Raw genomic sequence first — 20,304 nt, 5'->3', positions numbered from 1 at the left:
GATAATAAGTGCAATTTCTCAGATTAGATGGCCAGCTGTTATAATTCGGCCATTTTCTCGCCAAAGGAAATTGCTTTAATGAAATATAAACAGCTGACACAAGAAGAAAGATACCAGATTTACGCGTTAATAAAAGCAGGAAATAACCAAAAGCAGATAGCTGAAGAACTAACTCGTTCACCGTCATCTATTTCTAGAGAGCTAAAACGCAATAAAGGACTTAAAGGCTATCGGCCTAACCAAGCCAATAACTTTGCTGAACAAAGACGTAAGTCATCTTTCAAAGCAAGTAAGTTAACAGAGGACGTCACTCACTGGATTAATAAATTGTTGCATGACGGACTTTCCCCTGAGCAAGTGGCAGGCCGCTTAGCTTTAGAGAAACAGGTCGTTTTACATCATGAAACAATTTATCAATATATTTACAGAGACAAGGCTCGTGGTGGCAAGCTACATAAGACACTCACTCGTGCATGTAAAAAGTATAAAAAACGCTATGGAAGCTATGATAAACGTGGACAGATAGTTAATCGAGTCAGCATTGATGAACGCCCAAGTATTGTGGATTCAAAGTCTAGGATTGGTGATTGGGAGGGCGATACAGTGATAGGTAAAGGGCGTAAAAATGCGCTTGTCACAATGGTTGAACGTAAAACGTTATATACAGTCGTTCACAGAATTGAAAGCAAGCATGCGAAAATAACAGCCGATGCGCTGATCACGTGTATGACACCATATAAAGGTAAGGTTATTACCGTGACGTTAGATAATGGAAAAGAGTTTGCTCACCATGAGCATGTTGCACAAAAATTAGAAGCTGATGTGTATTTCGCTCATCCCTATTCATCATGGGAGCGGGGCATAAATGAGAATACCAACGGCTTACTTAGACGCTTCTTCCCCAAGGGAACTGACTTTATGGCGCTAAGTGAAGCAGAGATACAGGCGGCAGTTGATAAGCTCAACCATCGGCCAAGAAAAACAAGAGGGTATAAAACCCCTCATGAATTATTTACGGGGCAATCAGAAGTTCTGGTGGCTGCATAATGATTGCACTTAATACTTGAATTCAAGAATAGGTAAAATAGGGCAGTTGGCTTTTTTAGCAATACGTAAAAAACCACTATTCCATTTACAATCTTTTATGCCTGTAGGACTTAAGCGCGATACTTCACCTGCTGGAAAAATAAGTAAAGTACCTTCATTTTTTAAATGTTGATGAATGTTGGCAAGCTCTTGTTTTTTACTCGAACCTGATAAGTTATCTACGGGGAGCAACAGTGAATGCATTGGGGTAACTGACATAAGCATGCGATTTGCGACAACCTTTAAGTCTTGCCTGGCACTTGAGAGGACTTTGATTAACGCCAGTGCATCAAGTGATCCAATAGGGTGATTGGCCACAATAACAAGCTTACCTTCGGAGGGAATATTTTCTATTTGCTTAGGCTGATAGCGAGTATTAAAATCTAGCTCTTCAAGTACCTGCTCGACAAATTCAATGCCCTGCAAATGCGGATACGCGTCGGCAAAGGCAATAAACTCTTGTTCATGTAATAAATAGCCTAAGCCTTTTTTAACCAACCCTTTCACTTTGGGGGAATTTTCTAATTGTGGTAAGTTTGCATCAATGACTTTATCAACACTAAACATAAGTAACTTCTCTATAATGAGCAAAACTATGTTTAGGGTAGAATTTAAAGATGACAGTAAAGTTGCAGTTGTGTGACTTTTTAAAGAGTTATAAAAAAGGAAAAGCGATGACTGTATTAGTTGCAATTACTGGGCGAGACTGTAGTAAATTAATGACTGAATTAGCACAGTTACTTCCTAGTACTACCATTAGCCAATGGCCTGAATGTGAAAATTTAACAAAGATTGAATTTGTACTCGCATGGAATGCACCAACCGGTATGTGGGCTCAGCTACCTAATTTAAAAGCAGTGTCTTCATTTGGTGCAGGCGTTGATAGTATTGATTTAAGTTTACTACCTGCACATGTGGAGGTTGTACGTATTGTTGGTACCAAGTTAGCTGAAGATATGGCGGAGTATGTGCTTACACACGTGTTGGCAAATAAGCTTCGTTTACAAGAGTATTTTCATAAACAAAAAGCGAAGTTGTGGCAAGCAAAGCGAGCTTATGCTCACAAACATGTTTGTATATTAGGTCTGGGTGAGCTTGGTCAAGCTTGTGCTCAGCGTTTAATTGCTAATAACTTCACTGTGAGTGGATACTCTAAAACGCCAAAGCAACTAGAGGAGGTCAATAGTGTAACTACCCAAACTGAGCTTTATGCTTTATTACCGAGCGTTGACTACCTAGTTTGCTTATTACCGCTTACTACGCATACAAAAGGTTTTATCAATAAACAGTTACTTAGTTACCTACCTGCAAACAGCGTAATTATTAATGTAGCAAGGGGGGAACATATTATTGAAGAGGATTTACTTTGCGCCCTCGAGGACGGAAAGTTACGCGGTGCTACTTTAGATGTGTTTGCAAGCGAACCTATAGGCTCAGAGCACCCTTATTGGCACCACCCTCAAATTACGATTACACCACATTGTGCCGCATTTTCAGATGTTAGCACTGTGACCGGGCAAGTCGCCGAAAATGTCAACCGATTACATTCTGGCTTATTGCTGAAAAATACAGTTGATAGATCTAAAGGTTATTAAAATTCTTACTAATACATATTGTTAACATCTGTAATTTTGTCTACTCTAGTAGATAATTTCTAACCTATAAAAATAATAAGAGGTAGACATGAAGCATAATCAAGGTGGTGTAAAAACAAGTGTCGTGGTTTTATCAGTCATTTTACTTGGAGTTTCAGCTTGGTTTAACCAAGCACATGCTCAATCTGAAACAGTTGTTTTGCAAACTCAACAAAGTAGCTCAAATACTATAAAAAGCGTTTAGCGTTGGCAGTGTAGCTTTTTATTTTCAATATTTTTGTATCACTTTTTAATTAATACCTAGGTTCACTGCTGCCTAGTAAATAAGTATTGCGTGTATACTGTTGCGATTACAATCAAGGATAAAGATAAGTAATGCATTTTTTGCCCTTTTAGAGGTGGGAGTGCAAGTTTACAGTGACACCTATTTGTACTTAGCTAATCTAAATTTTATATTTAGGTCGAGTAGCTCTAGATGCTCACTACGTAAATAGTTTTCATCAATATTTGCAGTTCCTGCAGGAGGCATTGGGATTGAATAATAAGGTATGTCAGCTATATATTTACAATTAACTACATCGTGCCTGATGGACGTGGCATCCTCCAAAAAGATAAAAATAAATCAAAGCCAGCAAAGGTGTAATAAACTTAAAACAACACTTATAGCCAAGGCAAAAAAATACCTTACTCAAAATTGAGAAAGGTATATAAAAGTATCAAAGGGACTTTAATTAGGTTTATAAGCAGTTAGTTTTGCGCAATATGTAACTGTCCAAACGTAAATACCTTAAACAAATAAAAAGTATTGATCAGCACCAAGCTCATATTTGAAATAACACTTGAAGACATCAAATCCAAACTAAAAGATAAAAACAGCAGCATACAGGCACTAATCGCCGCGACTCTTAATACAGTCTGCTGGTTTATAAAAAAGGCACCCAATCCTAGGGCCAATAGAGAAATGTTTAAAAGCCAATCTAGCTCGTTCAGCATGGTTTTGTCAGTATTCTAGTGTTGAAAAAAGGAGCGCCATTATGGTGAACTTTTGCACACCTTTCAAGCAAGTAATTTTATCTGCTTCGGATTAGTTTTATTAATCAGTTTTTTAGTTTTCAGTGTGGTAAAAAAAACATATTGATGGCTGGTATTGCATTTTTTAAAGCTATTTGGTGTTGATAGTTTATGGCATAAGTAAAGCGTTTCGTATCTCAAACTGGCCAATAGTTTTAAAGTACTTATTATCTAAAGCCTTTGTGTAAGCAAGAAGTCGAGTCAATATATGCTACCGATCACTATGTCTAATTTCATAGGTTGTTGGTGTGGTTTTTTTGTTTGATAATACATTAATATAATTAGTGCAGGCCTTTGCTACTTGCTGGATTTTTATTTTCTTAGGCCTAAAGCAAATCTGGTCTTTTAAGCATAGCTCTTTATAATGGCTTATAAATTTAATTAAATAAGTTCTTATAATAAACACAGTGGCTCAGGCTGTCATATAATAACTTAAACCTAGTTCATAGCCTATGGGGATCATGCATGAATACACAGCTTTCAATTTTAATAGTGGATGATGTAGGCACCGTGCGCAGCTTTTTAAATCAAACTTTGATGCATTTAGGAATTGAAAATGTAAAAGAGGCGTCAACAGCGGCGCAATGTATCAGCGCATGTCAAACAAGTGACTACAATATAATATTTCTTGATATTGAGTTACCCGACGGTGACGGCAAAGAGTTAATAGCTCAGCTTAGCGAAATTAACCCACAGGCAAATGTGGTCATGGTGTCTGCTCACTCGGGTGTTGAGAATGTTAGGGATGCGATTGATAAAGGCGCAAAAGGGTTTGTGGTAAAGCCTTTCTCACCAAAGAAAATAGCGGCTATTTTGAAGAAGTTTTACCCCGAATTAGATATAGCTTAATTAATAGCATGTTCTTAAAAGTATGATCATGATAGAGGATTAAATTACTCACTAACTGCGATAAAAGTATTTATATAAAACAACGATACTTCAAAGTTTCTTCCTTATAACCAAGAGCTATTTACTTATCGCGATAACAGATCAGTAATTCAAGGCAATTGGTATAACGAAGGCTTTAAATTTTAAGTAAAAAAAAACCGGCCTAAGCCGGTTTTTTATATGCATTCAAAAACAAATTATAGTGCTTTAATTTTAGCAGCTAAACGGCTCTTATGACGAGCAGCTTTGTTTTTGTGAATTAGACCCTTAGTTGCATAACGGTCTAAAATAGGTGTTGCAGCAGCAAATGCTTGCTGTGCAGTTTCTTTGTCGCCAGCTTCAATAGCAGAAACTACTTTTTTAAAGTATGTACGCATCATTGAACGACGGCTTGCGTTGTGCTGACGGCTTTTTTCGCTAGTGATAGCGCGTTTTTTTGCAGACTTGATGTTAGCCAAGGTTTGCTCCTAACAATCTTAAAATAAGCTTAATTTAAAGGCCGTGGAATATGCCTTTTTTTATCATGAATGTCAATAAAATTTTGACATTTCAAGAAAAACTGCTCCTTATAACGAACATCAATTTGCCGCTTTAGCAGTTAATATCAGGATTATAACAAAGCATAGCCACCCAGCCTAGTGCTTTAAAGCGATTTATAAAAAAGACTGTGGCATAATTGTGACTCTTAGTTGTTTTTAAAGCAGGTTTAGTGTGGCAAAAGGGTTATTTCGTTCGGGTATGATTGTCAGTGCAATGACGATGATATCGCGGATTTTAGGGTTGGTACGTGATGCTGTTGTGGCTAATTTGTTGGGGGCAAGTGCTGCTGCCGATGTGTTTTTATTTGCCAATCGGATCCCTAATTTCTTACGCCGTTTATTTGCAGAAGGTGCATTTGCACAGGCTTTTGTGCCGGTTTTATCTGATATAAAAGAGCAGCAAGGCGATGATAAAGTGCGTTTTTTTGTAGCGCAAGCTGCGGGCACGCTTGGCACTATTTTACTTCTAGTGACAATTTTTGGTGTAGTCGCTTCGCCCGTTATTGCCGCCTTATTTGGTACTGGGTGGTTTATTGATTGGTGGCAAGGGGGGCCTGATGCTGACAAGTTTGAACTGGCAAGCTCCTTACTAAAATTCACTTTCCCCTATTTGTTTTTTGTAAGTCTAGTGGCGCTAAGTGGTGCTGTTATGAATGTTTATAATCGCTTTGCCGTGGCAGCATTTACGCCAGTTCTTTTAAATATTTCTATTATTCTCTGCGCTATTTTTTTACATGATAAGTTTTCGGTTGGTGCTTACTCACTTGCTATCGGGGTGTTTGTCGGTGGGGTAGTGCAGTTATTATTTCAACTACCCTTTCTATATCGCGCGAAAATGCTCGCTCCACCGCGCTGGGGTTGGCAAGACGAGAATGTGAAAAAAGTACGTAAATTAATGTTGCCGGCGCTATTTGGGGTCTCTATTAGTCAAATTAATTTATTGCTTGATACGGTTATTGCTTCGTTATTGATGACAGGTTCTATTGCTTGGCTCTATTACTCTGACCGACTTATTGAATTTCCACTGGGACTATTTGGTATTGGTATTGCCACGGTTATTTTACCGTCGCTATCTAAATTACATAGCAGTAAAAAAGGTAGTGATTTTCAAGACACACTCGATTGGGGGGTGCGCTTTGTGATATTTTTAGGCATTCCCGCTATGGTGGGATTAATGGTTATTAGCCCACTTATCATTACTGTTTTATTTGACCATGGTGCATTTAGTAGTGATGAAATTGATCATGTTAAAGCGGTAAGTTTTGGTGTGATGGCGTATTCGGTAGGGTTAGTAAGTTTTATGCTAATTAAAGTATTAGCCCCCGGTTTTTACTCACGCCAAGATACAAAAACGCCTGTAAAAATAGGTGTTATTACTTTAGTGCTGAATATGGTTTTTAATATTATGCTAGCGCCGTTTATTGGTTATTTAGGGCTTGCGCTTGCTACCTCTATGTCGGCTAGTTGCAATGCATTCTTATTATATCGACAGCTTAAAAAAGAGCAGGTGTATCAATTTTCTAGCATGAGTGGCTGGTTTACGCTTAAGTGCATTGCAGCAAGTATTGTTATGGGGGCTAGTGTACTTTACCTGAACAGCTATTATGCATGGCAAACATGGCATTTTACACAGCAGCTATTACTGCTAGGTGCATTGCTATTAATTGCTGGATTTATGTACTTCTTAACCTTGTTTATATTGGGCGTGCGATTAAATACCATAAAAAACGTTGCAACTACTGAACTAAACTAAAAAAGGGACACTAAAACCACGGCAACGACACTCGCATCTTGGGGTGGTTTGGGTATATAATCGGCGGTTCTGTAACCTCGGTTTTATTATCGAGCTAATGATGGGTTACTTTCAGCATACTTGCTGGCAAAGGCAAAAGGTCATATGGAGTTAATTAGGGGTATTCATAACATTCGGGCTCAGCATTATGGCTGCGTGTTAACTATTGGTAATTTTGATGGCGTACACTTAGGGCATGAAGCAGTGCTAAAGGGGCTGCTTCATGATGCGAAAAAATATAATTTGCCCAGTACGGTAATGTTATTTGAACCTCAACCGCAAGAGTTTTTTGCTAAAGGTAACGCACCTGCGCGCTTAACACGATTGCGCGATAAGTTGGTATTACTTGCCAGGCTTGGTATCGAACGGGTTATTTGTATTAGTTTTAATCAACAATTTGCTAATATGCAAGCTGAGCAGTTTGTTGAGCAAGTGTTGAACTCTAAACTAGGAGTTAAAGCCCTGACAGTTGGTGACGACTTTCGTTTTGGTAAACGTCGTCAAGGGGATTTTTCTCTGCTCAGTGAAATGGGCCAACAAGTGAATATGGATGTAAAAAGCACTGCCAGTTTTCGCCAATTAAATGATAGAGTAAGCAGTACGTTTATTCGTGAGGCTTTGGCAAAAGGTCAACTAGCTCAGGCAAAAGCGATGCTTGGTCATGACTACGCTATTTCTGGGCGAGTCATCCATGGATGGGAGCGAGGCAGAGAGCTAGGGTTTAGAACCGCAAATATCGCTTTAAAACGTCAGGTCTGCCCTGTGAATGGGGTGTTTGCAGTTCGTGCTACGATTTCAGGACAACAGGTTTATGGGGTTGCCAATATTGGTAACAAGCCCACATTTAATGGGACACGCGCTCTATTAGAAGTACACTTATTTAATTTTGCGCAAGATATTTACGGACAATTTATGCACGTGGAGTTGATTGAAAAACTTCGCGATGAGAAAAAATTCGAGACATTAACACAATTGACGGCACAAATTGCAATTGACGTTGCAGCCGCAAAACAGTGTTTTGGTTTAAATTAGGTAGCCGATACGGAAACTAGGATTAATGAGCGACTACAAACATACTTTGAATTTACCGGAAACCATGTTTCCAATGCGCGGCAATTTGGCACAACGTGAACCTAAAATGCTAAAAGCATGGTATGAAGACGACCTGTATGGTCAAATCCGCAGCGCTAAAAAGGGTAAAAAAACCTTCATTTTGCATGACGGCCCTCCGTATGCAAATGGTGATATCCACTTAGGTCACTCAGTTAATAAAATTCTTAAAGATATTATTGTTAAATCAAAAACCTTATCTGATTTTGATGCACCTTACATTCCTGGTTGGGATTGTCACGGTTTGCCAATTGAATTAATGGTTGAGAAAAAAGTGGGTAAACCAGGCGTTAAAGTCACGGCCAGCGAGTTTCGTGAAAAGTGCCGTGCTTTCGCAAAAAAGCAAGTTGAAGGTCAAAAAGTTGATTTTAAACGCCTAGGTGTTTTTGCTGATTGGGAAAAGCCTTATCTAACTATGAACTTTGATTTTGAAGCTAACGCGATTCGTGTGCTTGGCCGTATTATCAAAAAAGGTCATTTGCACAAAGGTGCTAAGCCGGTGCATTGGTGTACAGATTGTGGCTCAGCACTCGCTGAAGCTGAAGTTGAGTACCAAGATAAGCAATCACCAGCAATTGATGTGCGTTTTGTATTTGACGAGCAACAAGCTGTTGTTAATGCGTTTGATTTAAAAGCAGACCACGAAGGTACGGGGACTGTAAGCACCGCCATCTGGACAACCACTCCGTGGACATTACCTGCTAACCGTGCTGTAGCAGTGCATGCTGATCTAGAATACGCACTTGTACAAATTGAAGATGAAGGCGTACAGCAGCGTTTAATTTTAGGCTCAGAACTTGTAAAAGATGCGGTTGATCGCTTTGGCTTTAAGCATTACCACGTATTAGGGTATGTTAAAGGCGCAGCACTAGAAAACCTTCAATTAGCGCATCCGTTTTATGATTTTAGTGTGCCAATGATTGTGGCTGATCATGTAACAACTGATTCAGGTACGGGGATTGTTCATACTGCACCTGGTCATGGTCAGGAAGATTTCGTGGCTGGTTTAAACTATGGTTTAGAAGTCGCCAACCCGGTTGGCGCAAATGGTGTGTACTTACCTGATACTGAGCTTTTTGCTGGCCAACACGTGTTTAAAGCTAATGCGAGTGTTGTTGATGTGCTTAACGAACGCGGTGCTCTGCTGCATCATCATGCGCTTAATCATAGTTACCCGCATTGTTGGCGTCATAAAACACCGATAATTTTCCGTGCTACGCCGCAGTGGTTCATAAGTATGGATCAGGCTAATTTACGCCAAGATTCATTAGCCGAAATTAAAAACACTCAATGGTTACCAGAGTGGGGCGAAAGCCGTATTGCGAATATGGTTGAAGGCCGCCCTGATTGGTGTATTTCACGACAGCGTACTTGGGGTGTGCCAATCACCTTATTTGTAGATAAAGACACCGGTACTCTACATCCAAATACCCAAGAGCTTATTGAGCAAGCAGCCCAGCTTGTTGAAAAGTCAGGTATTCAAGCTTGGTATGACTTAGAGCCGGCGACATTGCTGGATGATGACGCTGAGCAATATATGAAAGTGCAAGATACTTTAGATGTATGGTTTGACTCAGGTGTAACTCATGCATGTGTTGTGGATGCTCGCGAAGAACTTAATGGCCCGGCTGATTTATACCTAGAAGGGTCAGATCAGCATCGTGGTTGGTTTATGTCATCAATGATGACCTCGGTCGCTATTAATGGCCATGCACCGTACCGCCAAGTGTTAACACATGGTTTTACGGTTGATGAAAATGGCCGCAAGATGTCAAAATCATTGGGTAATGTTATTTCACCACAAAATGTGATGAATAAACTAGGTGCTGATATTTTACGTTTATGGGTGGCATCAACAGATTATACCGCTGAGATGACGGTGTCTGACGAAATATTTAAACGCTCTGCAGATCGTTACCGCCGTATTCGTAACACCAGCCGTTACTTATTGGCTAACTTAAGTGGCTTTGACCCAAAAACAGATCAAGTAGCGATCGACGATATGGTTGAGCTAGATCGTTGGATTGTTGGCCGCGCGGCACAATTACAAGAAGAAATTGTAGCTGCTTATGATAACTATCAAATGTTACATGTAACGCAAAAGCTTATGAATTTCTGTACCGGTGAACTTGGTTCGTTCTATTTGGATGTTATTAAAGACCGTCAATATACAGCTAAAAGTGATAGCCATGCACGTCGTTCGTGTCAAACTGCGCTTTACCATATTGCTGAAGCAATGACGCGTTGGATGGCACCAATCATGAGCTTTACCGCACAAGAAATTTGGCAAGCATTACCAGGTGAACGTGATGATTACGTATTTACTTCTGTTTGGTATGAAGGCTTAAAAGCGACTAGCCATGGTAAATTTAGTAACGAAGATTGGCTAACCATTCTAAGTGTTCGTGATGAAGTAAACCGTGTACTTGAAGCTGCGCGTAAAGAAGAAGTACTGGGCGCAACGTTACAAGCGAATGTAAAGCTTTATGCAAGTGAGGAGCTTACTGAAAAGCTTGCTGCATTAGGCGATGAGCTTCGCTTTGTGTTATTAACATCAACAGTAAGTGTTGCAGCAGTCACAAGCCAACCAGCTGATACTCAAACCACAGAAATCGAAGGGCTGTATATTTCAGTTGCGGCAACGGACGCACCAAAATGTGAACGTTGTTGGCATTACTGTGATGATGTGGGGAGTAATCCAGAACACCCTGAAATTTGCGGTCGTTGTGTTAATAATGTTGATGGTGAAGGCGAACAGCGTCAATTCGCTTAGGAGTATTTAGTGAGCAAACTAACCCAAAAAAGTGGTTTAGTGTGGCTGTGGTTAAGTCTACTACTATTGGTAGTGGACTTTGCGAGCAAAACTCTGGTTGTAAGCACTATGGATTTGCGCCAGTCTATTGATATATTGCCATTTTTCAATTTTACTTATGTGCATAATTATGGCGCTGCCTTTAGCTTTTTAAGTGATGCAGGAGGGTGGCAGCGTTGGTTTTTAAGTTTAATTGCGGTATCAATCAGTGTGTTACTTATTTGGTGGTTAAAGCGTTTACCCGCCTCAAATAAGGTTTTGTGTGGTGCTTACGCTTTAGTGCTTGCTGGTGCTATTGGTAACTTATACGACCGTATTACTTATGGTTATGTTATCGACTTTATACATGTTTATTATGATAACTGGCACTTTCCTGCATTTAACATCGCTGATAGCGCAATTTGTATAGGCGCAGCACTTTTATTATTTGATGCCTTTACCGGCGAAAGCCCTAAGGAGCAAAAAACATGAGCCAAACAGTAATTGCTGAAAACTCAGAAGTTATTTTTCATTTTTCAATTAAGTTGTCTGATGGCTCTGCCGCAGACTCTACGAAAGTGCACAATAAGCCAGCTAAACTCATCATGGGCGATGGTAGCTTAACGGCTAACTTTGAGAAGTGTTTAATGGGTTTAAGTGCAGGTGAAGATAAATCTTTTGAACTTGAACCTGAAGATGCCTTTGGGCAGCCCAACCCTGACAACATTTATTATGTTGAACGCAGTAAGTTTGGTACAGATACCCCCGCGGAAGTCGGTAATATTATTGCTTTTACTCAACCTGACGGTACTGAATTACCCGGGCTGGTACGTGAAGTACAAGGGGATTCGGTAACGATTGATTTCAATCATCCTTTAGCTGGTCAGCGTTTAACGTTTGAAGTTGAAATAATTGAGGTTCGGGGTTAATGGATATTTTATTAGCAAACCCACGTGGCTTTTGTGCTGGCGTTGATCGCGCTATTAGTATTGTTGAACGTGCACTCGATATTTTTGAAAAGCCAATTTATGTACGCCATGAAGTCGTGCATAATCGCTATGTGGTTGATGGCTTAAAAAACCGTGGTGCAGTATTTGTTGAAGAACTTGATCAGATACCTGACGACAGCATTGTTATTTTTAGTGCGCATGGCGTATCACAAGCGGTGCGCAGTGAAGCAAAACGTCGTGCGCTTAAAATATTTGATGCGACTTGCCCACTGGTCACAAAAGTGCATATGGAAGTCACTCGCGCTAGCCGTAAGGGCATTGAGTGTATTTTAATTGGTCACCAAGGACACCCTGAAGTTGAGGGAACTATGGGGCAGTATGATAATAACGATGGCGGCATTTATTTAGTCGAAACCCCTGAGGATGTTGCTAATCTTAATGTTAAAAATTCAGAGAATTTATTCTACTGTAGCCAAACCACTTTATCGGTTGATGACACCGCTGATGTTATTGATGCGCTGCGCAGCAAGTTTCCAGCTATAGATGGCCCACGCAAAGATGATATTTGTTATGCCACGCAAAACCGCCAAGATGCGGTACGTGATCTTGCTGACAAAGTCGATGTACTGCTTGTAGTGGGAGCTAAAAATAGCTCTAACTCAAATCGATTGCGTGAACTTGCTGATAAAATGGGCACCACCGCTTATTTAATTGATGATGCCACTAATGTGCAAGACGAGTGGTTTGCAGGTCTTAAATCCGTTGGGGTAACTGCAGGAGCTTCTGCACCTGAGGTGTTAGTACAGCAAGTGATCAACCGCTTAGAAGAACTCGGCGGTACACAGGTTATTGAAAACCCAGGTAAAGAAGAAGATATTGTTTTTGCAGTACCTATTGAACTACGCTAAGTAGTACAGAACACTTTAATAGGAGAGCTGAATGAGCACTTTGCCTCGCCACGATGCATTGCTTTTTACAGCTCTTTTTAATGAGCGGGGGGTATTAGCTACCTTAGTTGTTACTCAAGTTATTGCTATTGTTTTGGCATTTGCACCCAATATAGAGGGGGATGCTTGGCTTAGTCTTGGTGTAATGAGCCTTTTTTTACACTTAACTGTTTTATTTAGCACGTCTTCTTTGTATATTTTTAGTGGGGTTTTACAAAAACAAACTCATCTTATTCAGCTTTTTTACTTTTTTACTTTTTTTACAGTAAGTACCAGTATATTTAGTGTACTATTCTCTCATTTTGCTTTTGGTATAGAAAGCAATAAACAACTCATCTATTTTGTACTTCGCAATTGTATAATTGTGTTTTTACTTGCTGCATTATTCGTACAGTTTCTACTTATTCATTTTGAAAAAGAGCAGCAAACAAAAGCGCTATCACGTGCTGAGCTTGACGCATTACAAGCACGTATTCGGCCTCACTTTTTATATAACAGCTTAAATACAGCAGCTGAGCTATCCCACCAAGATGCAAATGCAGCAGAGCAAGCAATTTTGGCCTTAGCGGCTTTATCACAAGCGGCAATGCGTTCAGGACAGAGTGTGCCACTTGAAAGTGAGATAATACTTAGTAAACAGTATGTCGAGCTTGAAACGTGGCGTTTTGGTAATCGTTTAAAAGTAGATTGGCAAATACCAAATGAGTTACCCGTACTGGCAATACCTTGTTTAACACTTCAGCCTTTAATTGAAAATGCGGTTTGTCACGGCGTAGAAACGAGGGAGGCAGGCACTGTAATTAAAGTTGAACTACATGTTACAACGGGTTATTTAACCATTATTGTTTCAAACCCAATAACACCGATTAGCGCTAATTCTAATATAAGACCTAATAATGGCATGGCACTTGATAATATTCGTCAACGTTTAAATATTTATTATAATAATAAAGCGCAATTAAGCATTACAAATAAAAATGATGTGTTTAGAGTAAAAGTAGTGCTCCCTAAACAAACAGAGAGTGATCTATGAATGTTGTTATTATTGATGATGAACCTCTTGCAAGAGTGCGCTTAAAACGACTACTCGCAATTAATAAAGATATAACAGTACTCGGGGAGGCAAGTAACGGTAATGAAGCACTAAAGCTTATTGAAAAAGTGATACCTGATTTAGTTTTTTTAGATGTTGATATGCCGGGTATTAATGGTTTGGAGGTCGCAAAAGAGTTAAACAAATTACCGGTTCCACCCGCGATTATATTTATTACCGCGCACCCAGAGTATGCCTTAAATGCTATTCAATTAAATGCAGCGGGTTATTTGGTAAAGCCGATATCAGAACAATCATTACAAACAGTGCTTGAGCAAGTCGGGCGTATAAATAAAGCCCATGTACAAAAGCAACACGTTACTAAAATAAACTATCAACTTGCAGGAACACTCAAAAGCGTTGAGATAGAGTCTGTTTATTACTTCAATGCGAAAGAAAAGTACACGAAGATGGTATTCAAATCAGGAGAAGCTCTTATTGAGCAAAGCTTAAAACAGTTAGAGCTCTCGTATCCTGCTCTTGTTTTACGTATTCACCGTAATACCTTGGTAATTAAAAGTAAAATTATAGCACTGCACTCTCAAGGTAATGGGAATCATGTTATTGAACTGCAAGGTTGTAATGAGCTATTAGCGGTTAGTCGACGCGAGCTAAAAACGGTTAAAAATACGCTTTAAATATTATTAACCAGTACTTTATTAACCGTTTATCAACAAATATAGCCGTTTGTCGTAGTCTTGCTTGAATCTAGATTTTAATTGCATAAACTTATAATTAGGTAATTTTTATTTGGTTTATATATGCAATCACATCACTTTAAATTGCAAAAAGGCTTTACTTTAATTGAAGTACTTATTGCATTTATTATCCTCAGTTTTGGTCTGCTAGGTGCCGTTGCTTTGCAAGCAAAAGCTAAACAAGCAAGTTTTGATTCTATGCAGCGCGCTGCTGCTGTTGCACTTGGAAATGACATTATCCAACGTATTCGTGCTAATGATACGCCTAAGTTGGGTACACTTTATAAAAAAGACTTTACTAGTAAGACACCTATAAGCTCATCAACAACATGTTTTGGCAGCTCATGTACTGCAGAACAAATTGCTTTACTTGATCTTGAACAGTGGAAACGAGCAATACGTGCCCGTGACAACACGGGTTCCCTCGATGATGCAAGTGTATGTATAAATCCTGTTGCAGTAGCTGGTTCAGGTGGTAAAGCTTTTAATATTGAAGTCATTGTTTCATGGCAGGGCCGACAAGAATTTACAGCAAATGCAGCCACGACAAGCACTACTTGTGGAACAGCCGATAAAAAACGCCGTTTAGTGGTTTTAACCAGTTATATATATGTGAGGAGCTAACATGAAGCAAAAAGGATTTACGCTTGTAGAAGCTATGATTTCACTATTTATTGGTGGTTTAATTCTCGGTGGCGTTATGTTCACTTTTATTAGTATGAAAGTAACCACAAAAGACACGATGACCATCGGTGAGCTCCAAGAGTCAGGGCGTTTAGCTATAAATATTATGCAGCGTGATATTGAGCAAGTTGGTTTTTGGGGAACTTATTACGATGACTCGTTCACCTCAGTAAATACAACCGTTTCTGCAACGACGATTACAGGTGATTGCTCTGAGGGGACTAATAACGGCAGCTTTCCCGATTTAACCAGTAGTAGTAATTTTCGTACTATTTATGCGAAAACGACTGCTAGTAAAGATAACCTAAATTGCATAAACGACGGCATTATTCCTGAGAATAATAAAAAGACCGATATTCTTCAGCTCAAGTTTTTACAAGGTGATCCTCAATATGATGCTATTACAGGTACTAATACCACTAGCGATAAAATAAATTATTTTATCGCAGAACAAGAACAAGCACGTTTTGTAACCGGTAAACATACCCCAACAAATATCAACGTAACTATTTGGCCATATAGTCATCATGTTTATTATATTAAAGAAGAAAAATATTTAGTAAATAATAAAGAAATAAAAGTCCCTGCATTAAGAAGAAAACGATTAGTAAATGGAAAAATGACCTCTGAAACGATAATGGAAGGGGTCGAAAATATGCGTTTTTTGTTTGGATTAGACACGAATAGCGACAGTCGAGTTGATACTTATAAAAGCGCCAGCACAATTACTGCTGCTGAATGGGAAAACCGCAAAGCTATATTAACGGTGCAAGTTTTTCTATTAATCCGTGCACTTCAACCAGACCCTGGGATTGAACTTAAAAACCAAAAATATATTTTAGGTGAGGGAGCTGCAAAGCGAGAGTTAAATTTTAATGATAACTATAGAAGAACTGTTTTTACAACAACTATTCGTTTAAGTAACGTTGGGGGAAACCTATGGAAAATTTAAAGTTACTACCAAGTAAACAACGAGGTGTCGTGTTAATTGTAGCATTGATCATGGTTGTTGCCGTAACCGGTATTGCAGTTACACTGATGAGTAGTAGTACCATTGATATTAAAATTACCAATGCCGCACAAGAGCGAGAAGTCGCTGAAAATCAATTGCTTGGCGAAGTGCAAAGAGTGATTGCGTCAGAAGCTAAAGAAGGTGCTGATAGTAACTTTTTTCTTACTCCAGATGAGACCGCTACAGATTCGGGTAAGCTTGATAGTGATGGTAATAAAATAATTATACCAGAGAAGGACATTACAGAGCCTGGGCACGAAATGAAAAGCATAATGACGAATTTAAATCGAGGTTCGCTAGAGCTTAACTGCCCTCGTAGTTATAGTTTTACAGCGGGTGTTTCATGCAACATGGTCCAAGTATCTACTACTATAGAATATGGCTCTAAAAGCAAGCACCAATTAACTATAGTAACAGGTATAGCTCAAGAGATGGCGAGTATAGGTAAGGGGATTTAATAATGAAACTCATGTTGAAAAATATATTCGCTTTAATCTTAGGTTGTGTCATTGCGTTACCTGTTATCGCAGAAGATATAGAGCTTTATGTAAATGAAAATATAGAACTTGATGAAAAGCCGCGTGTTTTATTGATTTTTGATACCTCGGGAAGTATGGCTTACTCATCAAGTACTGGTAGTGAAAGCTGTTATGGCTCATGTATTAGTCGTCTTGAAGCTGCTCAGTCAGCTATGAGTCAAGTAGTTGAGGTTAATAAAGACTCTATAGATTTTGGCTTAATGCGTTTTAATAGCCTTGATGGTGGTTATGTTTTAAATGGTATTGGCAGTTCTTCAGAGTCTATAAAAACATCAATAAGTAACCTTCCTGCTAGTGGTGGTACTCCATTGACTGAAACACTTTGGGAAGCTTATTTATATATAACAGGGAAAAGTGTGCACTATGGTGAGCAAGTTAGTGAATCAAATAGGGATAGTAGTGTTGAAAATAAAACCTTTATTCGTAGGGAATGCCAACAGTGGGGATTGCTCAGTTGTTGGAAGTGGAAAAATGTATATAGCCACACTTACATATCCCCTTTTACGGATAGCCTAGCTGAAGCTAAACGCTGTGATAACTCAGTAAATATAATTTATATGACTGATGGAGACCCATCTTCGGGAAGTGATAATGAGAGAGATTATGACATTAGCGTTGAGCATAATAAGTATTTTGGTAGTTATTTAACTAACGGTGATCGCTATTATAATAACATGCTGCATCAGCTTGCTAAAGTTATTCATGGAACAGGCGACACTATTGTTGATTTGTATCCATCTACTCCCGATATTAATGAAACAGGGCGTCTATATACCATCGGCTTTGGTTCTGGCATGACTGAAAAAGGTCAAAACTTATTAAAACTAGCATCTACGTTGGGTGGAGGGAAAAATATACCTGCAACAACTCCTGAAAAGTTAACGGAAGCTTTAAATCAAGCTGTTTCAGATATTAGAAGTGAAAACAGTACATTTACCTCCCCATCTTTTGCAAGTAACAATGTTGATCAAACACGTAGTGGCGATGCTATCTATCTTGCCATGTTTTTTCCTGATAAAAGTACACGCTGGCGTGGTAATTTAAAAAAATTAAAAGTGTCTGGCAATACTATTATAGATGCTAAAAATAATACCGCACTTGATGATGATGGTTTAATAAATACAGATGCGGCTACATTTTGGGACAAAGATAAGGCAGCCGATGGGAACTCAGTGAAAAGTGGTGGTGTGAATGCTGCTCTTTCAAATAGAACCGAATCACGGAATATTTTTACGGATGCAAATACCGACGGACGAATTAGCTTTGACTTTGATGCCCTTAAAGAAGCGTATGATAGTGAACAGAATATTGCTAAGGCTTTTAATGTCGATAAGTCGGAAGTTAAAGAGATAATTAATTGGGCTCGCGGTGTAGACGTTGATAATGAGAATTCATCGTCATCTGTTCGCAATGATATTTTTGGCGACCCATTGCATTCAAAACCCGTTGCTATCGATTATGGTAATGGCGATATACGCATCTTAATTGGTACAAATGCGGGTTTTTTACATATGTTTAAAGACGATAATGTTAATAATGAAGTAGATGAAAGTTGGGCATTTATACCCTCTGCACTTTTTAATATTCTTAAACCACTTCGAGATGAAGACTCGGGTAAAAAGTATGGTATGGATGGGCCAATAAGTGTGTACTCCAAAAATGAAAGCCTCATTAGCGATGATGGCGATAGTGTAAATGATGGAATTGTTGATGCTAGTAAAGGGGATGAAGTGTGGGCTTTCGCTGGAATGCGACGTGGTGGTAATAACTATTATAGTTTAAATATCACTGATCCTGACTCTCCCAAATTAAAATGGACAATACAAGGAGGTGAGGGTGAATTTACTAAGCTTGCTCAAACGTGGTCGAAGCCACAAGTTGCATTTATAAAAGCGTTTGGCGATAAACCAGTACTTGTTTTCGGCGGTGGTTACGATACTAATAAAGATAATAGCTCTGAAGCTGACTCTGTAGGTAATAATGTATATATAGTGGATGCAGATTCAGGCACTAAGCTTTGGTCATTATTGGATAACGACAGCTTTGAAGGTAAACATAGTATTGCTGCAGGTGTTACATTATTGGATTCTGATTATGACGGCTACATTGATAGAATATATGCAGCAGATACAGGCGGTAATATTTGGCGCATTGATATGCCTAGTGATGATAAAAGTGAATTTAGTTACTATAAATTGGCTGAGCTAGGTGTTGGGGCTGATAGGCGCTTTTTTTATAAGCCGTTAGTAGCTCGGACTATGTTTAGCAAAGTGACAATAGAAGGGGAAGTGACCACACGGTTAGACACCCCGTATGATGCCATTGTTATTGGTAGTGGTAAAAGAACAAGCCCTAATGACGCAGAAACTTCAGATCAATTGTTTATGATACGAGACGAAAATACAGTCACAGAGTCATTTACAGGTAAAGAGCCTGAGGCTATTAAACCAGCTGACTTAATGAGCATGAATGATGACCCATTTGGTAATGCGTTGAGTAACAAAACTGGCTTTATTGAACAAGAAGCAAAGTTGGGAGGAGAGTTTAAAGGGTGGCGTTACAGTTTGGCAGCAGGAGAAAAGTCATTAGCTGCTGCAACCGTTGTCGGTGGTGTTGCTTATTTTACATCTTTCACACCTGCTTCCGAGTCATCAACTAAAAACCAATGCTCGCTCAGTGGCGGCGGCGGCTCGCTTTATGCTTTTCATTTACATTATGGTACTAAAGTTTATGATGACTTAAAGTTTGCAACTAGTACAGAAGTACCCGATACACCGCAGCTTTATTTTGGCTCTACTTGTGCAGATAGCGATGGTAATGGAAAGTGCGATGATGATTCTTCAAAAGTACCTGAAAGCCAATTCTATTTAATTGGACCAGGCATCAAAAGTGATAGTGCTAAAAACCCACTGCAACCACTGGAAATTACAGGCCCAGGCTTGAATGTTGTTAATGGTAAAATCAAGCTTGTGAATGATGAGACGTCAGGGTTTGGCTTTAAAACTCGACAAACGTATATATATAAGCGCGAAGAAAATGATGAAAATATACAGAATGAAGACGATTAAGGCGGTTTAAATGATCAAAAAACAGCGTGGTTTTACCTTAATTGAATTGATGATAGCAGTTGCTATCGTCGGTATTTTAGCTGCAATAGCACTGCCTAATTATTCAGAGTATGTAAAGCGTGCCTCACGTGCAGAGGCTGCTGCAGCATTATTAGATGCTGCAAACAAAGAAGAGCAGTATTTTGTTGACAATAGGGAGTATACAGAGAAATTTACTGATTTAGGTTTACAAAGTAAAACCGAGAATAAACATTTTGAATTAACGATTAAAGTGACGAATAAAAATGCTTTTACAATCACTGCAAAACCTTTTGCAGGGCCGGTAAAAGGAGACGGTGATTGCACTGAGCTTTTCATAACTGATACAGGTCTTAAAGGTGCTAAAGGGGCAAAAACAAACGAAGGAAAGGATGTTGACTACTGCTGGGGTCGGTAGTTTTA

General features: G+C 39.1%; 19 protein-coding genes and 1 pseudogene. 17 read left to right on the top strand and 3 right to left on the bottom strand.

Annotation, left to right across the window (positions count from 1 at the left end):
- The first annotated feature begins 78 nt into the window (after positions 1–78).
- Positions 79–1,047 carry an IS30 family transposase gene (locus tag ACT3S9_RS11085; RefSeq protein ID WP_086959932.1) on the top strand — a complete coding sequence of 323 codons (969 nt, stop codon included), beginning with the start codon at positions 79–81 and terminating at the stop codon, positions 1,045–1,047.
- A 27-nt stretch (positions 1,048–1,074) separates the two neighbouring features.
- On the opposite strand, the pseudogene ACT3S9_RS11080 reads toward ACT3S9_RS11085, so the two are convergent.
- Positions 1,075–1,653, bottom strand: a pseudogene (locus tag ACT3S9_RS11080) (GNAT family N-acetyltransferase); the annotation flags it as partial.
- A 107-nt stretch (positions 1,654–1,760) separates the two neighbouring features.
- On the opposite strand from ACT3S9_RS11080, the gene ACT3S9_RS11075 reads away from it, so the two are divergent.
- Positions 1,761–2,681 carry a 2-hydroxyacid dehydrogenase gene (locus tag ACT3S9_RS11075; protein ID WP_441834237.1) on the top strand — a complete coding sequence of 307 codons (921 nt, stop codon included), beginning with the start codon at positions 1,761–1,763 and terminating at the stop codon, positions 2,679–2,681.
- 88 nt (positions 2,682–2,769) lie between these two features.
- On the top strand, positions 2,770–2,925 hold the full coding sequence (locus tag ACT3S9_RS11070; protein ID WP_441834238.1) for a hypothetical protein: 156 nt from the start codon (positions 2,770–2,772) through the stop codon (positions 2,923–2,925).
- A gap of 503 nt (positions 2,926–3,428) precedes the next feature.
- Here ACT3S9_RS11070 and ACT3S9_RS11065 read toward each other — a convergent pair.
- A complete protein-coding gene (locus tag ACT3S9_RS11065) occupies positions 3,429–3,674 on the bottom strand; it encodes a hypothetical protein (RefSeq protein ID WP_441834239.1) in 246 nt (81 codons plus the stop codon).
- Between the two features lie 543 nt (positions 3,675–4,217).
- Here ACT3S9_RS11065 and ACT3S9_RS11060 point away from each other — a divergent pair.
- Entirely contained in the window at positions 4,218–4,601 is a 384-nt protein-coding gene (locus ACT3S9_RS11060) for a response regulator (RefSeq protein WP_441834240.1), read from the top strand.
- A 236-nt stretch (positions 4,602–4,837) separates the two neighbouring features.
- Here the strand turns inward: ACT3S9_RS11060 and rpsT are convergent, their stop codons facing one another.
- The gene (gene rpsT, locus ACT3S9_RS11055) at positions 4,838–5,098 is read right to left on the bottom strand and encodes a 30S ribosomal protein S20 (protein ID WP_441834241.1); all 261 of its coding nucleotides are present in this window, start codon (positions 5,096–5,098) and stop codon (positions 4,838–4,840) included.
- Positions 5,099–5,393: 295 nt separating this feature from the next.
- Here rpsT and murJ point away from each other — a divergent pair, with 295 nt between their 5' ends.
- From murJ to ACT3S9_RS10990, 13 genes are all read left to right on the top strand, one after another.
- A complete protein-coding gene (gene murJ / locus ACT3S9_RS11050; RefSeq protein ID WP_441834267.1) occupies positions 5,394–6,932 on the top strand; it encodes a murein biosynthesis integral membrane protein MurJ in 1,539 nt (512 codons plus the stop codon).
- A 144-nt stretch (positions 6,933–7,076) separates the two neighbouring features.
- Complete coding sequence (gene ribF, locus ACT3S9_RS11045) at positions 7,077–8,003, top strand: bifunctional riboflavin kinase/FAD synthetase (protein ID WP_441834242.1); 927 nt, start codon at positions 7,077–7,079, stop codon at positions 8,001–8,003.
- 25 nt (positions 8,004–8,028) lie between these two features.
- Positions 8,029–10,854 carry an isoleucine--tRNA ligase gene (gene ileS / locus ACT3S9_RS11040; RefSeq protein WP_441834243.1) on the top strand — a complete coding sequence of 942 codons (2,826 nt, stop codon included), beginning with the start codon at positions 8,029–8,031 and terminating at the stop codon, positions 10,852–10,854.
- Between the two features lie 9 nt (positions 10,855–10,863).
- On the top strand, positions 10,864–11,364 hold the full coding sequence (lspA, locus tag ACT3S9_RS11035; protein WP_441834244.1) for a signal peptidase II: 501 nt from the start codon (positions 10,864–10,866) through the stop codon (positions 11,362–11,364).
- Positions 11,361–11,801 (top strand): FKBP-type peptidyl-prolyl cis-trans isomerase, encoded by a 441-nt coding sequence (gene fkpB, locus ACT3S9_RS11030; protein ID WP_441834245.1) that lies wholly within the window; start codon positions 11,361–11,363, stop codon positions 11,799–11,801. The genes lspA and fkpB overlap by 4 nt, the downstream gene beginning before the upstream one ends.
- Complete coding sequence (ispH, locus tag ACT3S9_RS11025; protein WP_441834246.1) at positions 11,801–12,730, top strand: 4-hydroxy-3-methylbut-2-enyl diphosphate reductase; 930 nt, start codon at positions 11,801–11,803, stop codon at positions 12,728–12,730. Before fkpB ends, ispH begins: the two co-directional genes overlap by 1 nt.
- 31 nt (positions 12,731–12,761) lie before the next feature.
- Positions 12,762–13,802 carry a sensor histidine kinase gene (locus tag ACT3S9_RS11020; protein ID WP_441834247.1) on the top strand — a complete coding sequence of 347 codons (1,041 nt, stop codon included), beginning with the start codon at positions 12,762–12,764 and terminating at the stop codon, positions 13,800–13,802.
- Positions 13,799–14,500 carry a LytR/AlgR family response regulator transcription factor gene (locus ACT3S9_RS11015; RefSeq protein ID WP_441834248.1) on the top strand — a complete coding sequence of 234 codons (702 nt, stop codon included), beginning with the start codon at positions 13,799–13,801 and terminating at the stop codon, positions 14,498–14,500. The genes ACT3S9_RS11020 and ACT3S9_RS11015 overlap by 4 nt, the downstream gene beginning before the upstream one ends.
- 123 nt (positions 14,501–14,623) lie before the next feature.
- Entirely contained in the window at positions 14,624–15,184 is a 561-nt protein-coding gene (gene pilV, locus ACT3S9_RS11010; RefSeq protein WP_441834249.1) for a type IV pilus modification protein PilV, read from the top strand.
- Position 15,185: 1 nt separating this feature from the next.
- Positions 15,186–16,196, top strand: a complete 1,011-nt coding sequence (locus ACT3S9_RS11005) for a PilW family protein (RefSeq protein WP_441834250.1) — start codon at positions 15,186–15,188, stop codon at positions 16,194–16,196.
- On the top strand, positions 16,184–16,714 hold the full coding sequence (locus ACT3S9_RS11000; RefSeq protein ID WP_441834251.1) for a pilus assembly PilX family protein: 531 nt from the start codon (positions 16,184–16,186) through the stop codon (positions 16,712–16,714). Before ACT3S9_RS11005 ends, ACT3S9_RS11000 begins: the two co-directional genes overlap by 13 nt.
- Positions 16,715–16,716: 2 nt before the next feature.
- Complete coding sequence (locus ACT3S9_RS10995) at positions 16,717–19,863, top strand: PilC/PilY family type IV pilus protein (RefSeq protein ID WP_441993478.1); 3,147 nt, start codon at positions 16,717–16,719, stop codon at positions 19,861–19,863.
- Positions 19,864–19,873: 10 nt separating this feature from the next.
- Complete coding sequence (locus tag ACT3S9_RS10990; RefSeq protein WP_441834253.1) at positions 19,874–20,299, top strand: type IV pilin protein; 426 nt, start codon at positions 19,874–19,876, stop codon at positions 20,297–20,299.
- Positions 20,300–20,304 lie beyond the last annotated feature (5 nt).

This window comes from Pseudoalteromonas sp. AOP31-A2-14 (assembly GCF_052378035.1).
Classification (GTDB): Bacteria; Pseudomonadota; Gammaproteobacteria; order Enterobacterales; family Alteromonadaceae; genus Pseudoalteromonas.
The sequence above is the reverse complement of the archived record's forward strand: the minus strand, read 5'-3'. Positions and strand labels throughout refer to the sequence as shown.

What these genes read in the sequence shown, in the direction of transcription:
- ACT3S9_RS11085 (WP_086959932.1), top strand. Translation starts at nt 79, where the DNA reads ATGAAATATAAACAGCTGACACAAGAAGAAAGATACCAGATTTACGCG.
- ACT3S9_RS11075 (WP_441834237.1), top strand. Translation starts at nt 1,761, where the DNA reads ATGACTGTATTAGTTGCAATTACTGGGCGAGACTGTAGTAAATTAATG.
- ACT3S9_RS11070 (WP_441834238.1), top strand. Translation starts at nt 2,770, where the DNA reads ATGAAGCATAATCAAGGTGGTGTAAAAACAAGTGTCGTGGTTTTATCA.
- ACT3S9_RS11065 (WP_441834239.1), bottom strand. Translation starts at nt 3,674, where the DNA reads ATGCTGAACGAGCTAGATTGGCTTTTAAACATTTCTCTATTGGCCCTA.
- ACT3S9_RS11060 (WP_441834240.1), top strand. Translation starts at nt 4,218, where the DNA reads ATGAATACACAGCTTTCAATTTTAATAGTGGATGATGTAGGCACCGTG.
- murJ (WP_441834267.1), top strand. Translation starts at nt 5,394, where the DNA reads ATGACGATGATATCGCGGATTTTAGGGTTGGTACGTGATGCTGTTGTG.
- ribF (WP_441834242.1), top strand. Translation starts at nt 7,077, where the DNA reads ATGGAGTTAATTAGGGGTATTCATAACATTCGGGCTCAGCATTATGGC.
- ileS (WP_441834243.1), top strand. Translation starts at nt 8,029, where the DNA reads ATGAGCGACTACAAACATACTTTGAATTTACCGGAAACCATGTTTCCA.
- fkpB (WP_441834245.1), top strand. Translation starts at nt 11,361, where the DNA reads ATGAGCCAAACAGTAATTGCTGAAAACTCAGAAGTTATTTTTCATTTT.
- ispH (WP_441834246.1), top strand. Translation starts at nt 11,801, where the DNA reads ATGGATATTTTATTAGCAAACCCACGTGGCTTTTGTGCTGGCGTTGAT.
- ACT3S9_RS11020 (WP_441834247.1), top strand. Translation starts at nt 12,762, where the DNA reads ATGAGCACTTTGCCTCGCCACGATGCATTGCTTTTTACAGCTCTTTTT.
- ACT3S9_RS11015 (WP_441834248.1), top strand. Translation starts at nt 13,799, where the DNA reads ATGAATGTTGTTATTATTGATGATGAACCTCTTGCAAGAGTGCGCTTA.
- pilV (WP_441834249.1), top strand. Translation starts at nt 14,624, where the DNA reads ATGCAATCACATCACTTTAAATTGCAAAAAGGCTTTACTTTAATTGAA.
- ACT3S9_RS11005 (WP_441834250.1), top strand. Translation starts at nt 15,186, where the DNA reads ATGAAGCAAAAAGGATTTACGCTTGTAGAAGCTATGATTTCACTATTT.
- ACT3S9_RS11000 (WP_441834251.1), top strand. Translation starts at nt 16,184, where the DNA reads ATGGAAAATTTAAAGTTACTACCAAGTAAACAACGAGGTGTCGTGTTA.
- ACT3S9_RS10995 (WP_441993478.1), top strand. Translation starts at nt 16,717, where the DNA reads ATGAAACTCATGTTGAAAAATATATTCGCTTTAATCTTAGGTTGTGTC.
- ACT3S9_RS10990 (WP_441834253.1), top strand. Translation starts at nt 19,874, where the DNA reads ATGATCAAAAAACAGCGTGGTTTTACCTTAATTGAATTGATGATAGCA.